This window comes from bacterium, from assembly GCA_040753555.1.
Taxonomy (GTDB): domain Bacteria; phylum UBA9089; class UBA9088; order UBA9088; family UBA9088; genus JBFLYE01.
In genome coordinates this window covers 1-4080 of the sequence record JBFMDZ010000182.1, presented here as the reverse complement: position 1 = coordinate 4080, position 4080 = coordinate 1, and the positions used below count along the sequence as shown (strand labels likewise).

The following is a 4080-nucleotide window of genomic DNA, read 5'->3' as shown; positions in this document are numbered from 1 at the left end:
TTTGTGATGGCGTAAGGTTGGCAATGGTGGGAGGGTTGTAATCTGGGGTAATGTATGGCTTAAGGAAGACCTTCTCCATAACCTGGGCAAGGACAAGGTCAGAGTCAGAGGTGGGGTTGGTTTTGTGAGCAAGGATTGTCTCTTCAAATATTTGAGAAAGCCTTGTCTCATTTGAACAATAAATCTCTATCTCATAATTGTTATTCTGATTGGAGATAAAGTATCTCTGTAAGATTCTTTCATCCCTTGCTGTTTTAATCGCCTCAAGCCATATCTTCATATCATCATCCATATTTCCACCTGATATATCTTTAGGCCTGGGAGAAACATCTATGGGAGGAACTTCCTTTGGGGTTGGGTTATTGAGCCAGTTAGAGATAACTGTTTTTGAAATATCATAGTTTTCTTTGGCAATCTTTCCTGTCCCTGTTCCTGGCCAGTCAGCAAGAAAGGCTTGGCTACCCCTTCTTATTGCACATTGAAATTGCCGACAATGAACAAGGAATCCCCAGGTATCAATGGATGAGATTATGTCCTCTATGGGGCATTGAGAGTTGACATCGCTAATAGCTCTATTTTTAAACCCCCTATCTGTTTTGTCTGTTAAGTCAGGAGGAGGATTTCTCTTTAACTCAATCAGCCTCTTATTCACCAATGCCCTCCAGATAAGCTCTGGGTTTGTATTTATTCTTATCCTCTGGGCAACATTTTCTGCAACCTTTCCCCTAGTAAGGTAAAGGTAATAATCCATATCGTATTCTACATTTGTATGGTATTGCTTTAAAGGCCATGAACCCTCGAGATAATGTTCAGGTATGGTAAGAAAATCTCTATTGTGGGCAACCCAGTCTCCTCCAATGTGTGCGCCAAAGCCCCTCCAGTAAGAATCACTAGCATATCCTGTGCAGAGCTTCATAATATAGGCAAAGTTTTCTTTATCGTCCAAGAAGTCAGAGTTTTTCGGTCCTTGAGGGTCTGTTATTTTAGCTGGAAGTGGAGAATGTGCCCTATTTCCCCATTCCTTTTCATAGAGCCTAAAGATAGAAGGAAGATCATCGCCACCACCTGCCCAGAATAGGTCTGGGTTCATACTGTTAATAAACATTGCCTCATTCCCTGAAGATACTGAATCTTGGGTTAGCCAATAATGGGTAATTGGACCCCAGGAAAATCCATCCCTTAACCCAAATACAAGGATTAAGCTTAAAAATAGCTTCTTCATTTTATTTTTCCTCCTTTTTTATTTTATTACCGGCACCCAGTGCCAACCGGATTTTGTAAATCCATAATCTCCTTTTAACCATTTTAGACGAGGTGGAGCCTCATAGCTTAAAAGTGCAATGCTTCCACCATGATGAGTCTCTTCTGAAATACTATAACCAAAACTTACCTTTAGCTCATTTCCCTTAAACTGAACATAAAATGGCAGATTAAGCTTTTCGCATCTCTCACCTCCGTATCCAATCCAGTCCTTGGGAATATCAACACCTGGTTCTGGTTTTTCAGGAACTATCTTATCCTCATAGGTAAGCTTGTAATCCTCAATTACAGTCTTTGGGTTGATTTTGATGGGTCGGGATGAATCTGCCTTTGTATTACTACTAAATCTAATATTTTCTGTTTCCTCCTTTTTCAAAAGCTGAGGTATATATATATATAGCATCTTACCATATTCTGTGTCTATTAAATCTATTTTGAAATTTGAATAATATTTTATCTTTTCTTCCTCAGGAGAAACCTTTTCTTCATAAAACTGCTTCATTGCCCTTTTATACTCCTCATCGCTCAATCCGTGCTCTTTATACCACACCTTATTTCTTTTACAATGATTTTTATAATCTTTGATGCTCTCATTGTAATAATACTCTGCATTATTTAAAGCAGAAGCAAGGGTTTCTTTCAACCACCTTAATATCTTCATATCCGGCTTTCCCTTGTAATGGGGAAAGGGAAGGTATAGGGTTATATCGCTTGCACCTTCAGGGGCTTGAATGATAAAGTTATAATTAACATAATACCTTCCAGACGGCCACATAACCGCATCATATGGATTAAGAAAGAATTTATAACACCCTCCACAAACTATCAAGAACAGAACAAAGATTAGCTTTTTCATCACCTTCATTTTACAATTTACAATTTAAAATTTACAATTTACAATAATTTTTGACTTTTGACTTGTAATTTTGCATTTTGAGTTTTGCATTTTGCATTTCTTTTGCCACCCAATCAGAGGCAATATGGCTTCCCCATCCTTTCCAGTGTGAAGCCTCTGCACCACAGAGCTTCATAATATAGGCAAAGTTTTCTTTATCATCGGAAAAGTTATAATTCTCGTTTCTAGGGTCTGTTATTGTAAGGCTTGGAAGAGGGCAATGTGCCCTGTTTCCCCATTCCTTTTCATAGAGCCTAAAGATAAAAGGAATATCATCGCCACCACCTGCCCAGAACAGGTCTGGGTTCATACTGTTAATAAACATTGCCTCATTCCCTGAAGATACTGAATCTTGGGTTAGCCAATAATGGGTAATTGGACCCCAAGCAAATCCATCCCTTAACCCAAATACAAGGATTAAGCTCAAAAATAGCTTCTTCATTTTATTTTTTACCTCCATTTTTATTTTATTACTGGCATCCAATGCCAGCCTGATTTGGTAAAGATAAATTTTTCTTTTGGACTATAATACCTTAAAAGTATAATACTTCCACCATGATGGGCACATTCTGAAATCGTATAACCAAAACTTACCTCTAGCTCATTTCCCTTAAACTGAACATAAAATGGCAGATTAAGCTTTTCCCATATATTACCCCACTCCTCAATCCATTCCTTGGGAATATCAACACCTGGTTCTGGTTTTTCAGGAACTATCTTATCCTCATAGGTAAGCTTGTAATCCTCAATTACAGTCTTTGGGTTGATTTTGATGGCTCGGGATGAATCAATATCAAATTTCATATTACCTCCTTTTAATTCAGGGATATATATATACCATTTTCCCATATTGGGTATCTATCAGATCTAATCTAATCTTTGAATAGAATTCTAAACGCTTCTCTTCAGGGCGCACTTCTCGTTCATAAAATTGTTCCATTGCCTCTTTATATTTCTCATCACTTAATCCATGCTCTTTATACCACTTTTTGTTTCTTCTACAATGATCTATATATCTTTTAAACGCATATTCTCGGTAATATTTCCGACTTTTTAATTCTTTTGAAACCCCCTTTTTTAACCACTTCAAAATCTTCATATCCGGCTTTCCCTTATAATGTGGAAAGGGTAAATAAACTGTTATATCTTTCGCATCTTCTGATTGAATGGTAAGGCTATAATAGACATCATAATGACCAGAGGGCCACATAACTGCATCATATGGATTAACCAAGAATTTATAACACCCTCCACAACCAATCAGCAACAAACCCCAGATTAGCCTTTTCATCATTTCACCTCAACATTATCAATTTCCTTGCTATCCGCTCCCAAGCCATTATTTGGCTTGGCAATGACTTTTATTTTATAACTTCCCGGAGGGGCAATGAGGATGTCATAGGGGTTGATTTCGCTTTTATCAATTACCCCATACCATACCTCAGTTTGATTCCCTGCTGGTCTATCTGCCAAGTTAATCAGGGTTTTTACCAGCTTGCCATTTGCATCAAGGATTTCTATGGTTATCTTTGCCTCAGTATGCAAGAGGTAAGAAATCTCTAATTTTGCATTCTCTCCATAGGGATTGAAGGAAAGAGGGGTTGCAGTAAGGTTAGAGATAAGGGAAACCAATAATGTTCCTGAGACATTACAGGGTTTATAGATTGTATTTCCAGGGAATATTGCCTTAACCAGAAGCCCTCCTCTTGGAGAATTTTGGGGAACAGAATAGCTATGGGAAAACTTTCCCTCTATATTGGTTGTCTTTGTTGCTACATAGCTTCCTTGAATGTATATTCCAACCGAGGCATTTGGGATAGGGTCATTAAACCACCCACCCTTATCCCACTCAAGCCTTCCTGAGATAATTGTTGAATTACCTGGCATTACCTCATTAGGATTGATACTAAATTGGTTTATTACGC

Annotated in this window: 6 protein-coding genes; all 6 read right to left on the bottom strand. The window is 38.0% G+C overall.

The window, feature by feature from the left end; all coding sequences use genetic code 11:
- A partial coding sequence (locus AB1630_10880; protein MEW6104295.1) for a hypothetical protein occupies nucleotides 1-1222 on the bottom strand: 1222 nt, incomplete at its 3' end.
- Nucleotides 1223-1240: 18 nt separating this feature from the next.
- Entirely contained in the window at nucleotides 1241-2116 is an 876-nt protein-coding gene (locus tag AB1630_10875; GenBank protein MEW6104294.1) for a hypothetical protein, read from the bottom strand.
- A 31-nt stretch (nucleotides 2117-2147) separates the two neighbouring features.
- Nucleotides 2148-2597 carry a hypothetical protein gene (locus AB1630_10870; protein MEW6104293.1) on the bottom strand — a complete coding sequence of 150 codons (450 nt, stop codon included), beginning with the start codon at nucleotides 2595-2597 and terminating at the stop codon, nucleotides 2148-2150.
- A 20-nt stretch (nucleotides 2598-2617) separates the two neighbouring features.
- Nucleotides 2618-2959, bottom strand: a complete 342-nt coding sequence (locus AB1630_10865) for a hypothetical protein (GenBank protein ID MEW6104292.1) — start codon at nucleotides 2957-2959, stop codon at nucleotides 2618-2620.
- Nucleotides 2960-2975: 16 nt separating this feature from the next.
- On the bottom strand, nucleotides 2976-3449 hold the full coding sequence (locus AB1630_10860) for a hypothetical protein (GenBank protein MEW6104291.1): 474 nt from the start codon (nucleotides 3447-3449) through the stop codon (nucleotides 2976-2978).
- On the bottom strand, nucleotides 3446-4080 hold a 635-nt coding region (locus tag AB1630_10855; GenBank protein MEW6104290.1), incomplete at its 5' end, for a hypothetical protein. The genes AB1630_10860 and AB1630_10855, both read right to left, overlap by 4 nt.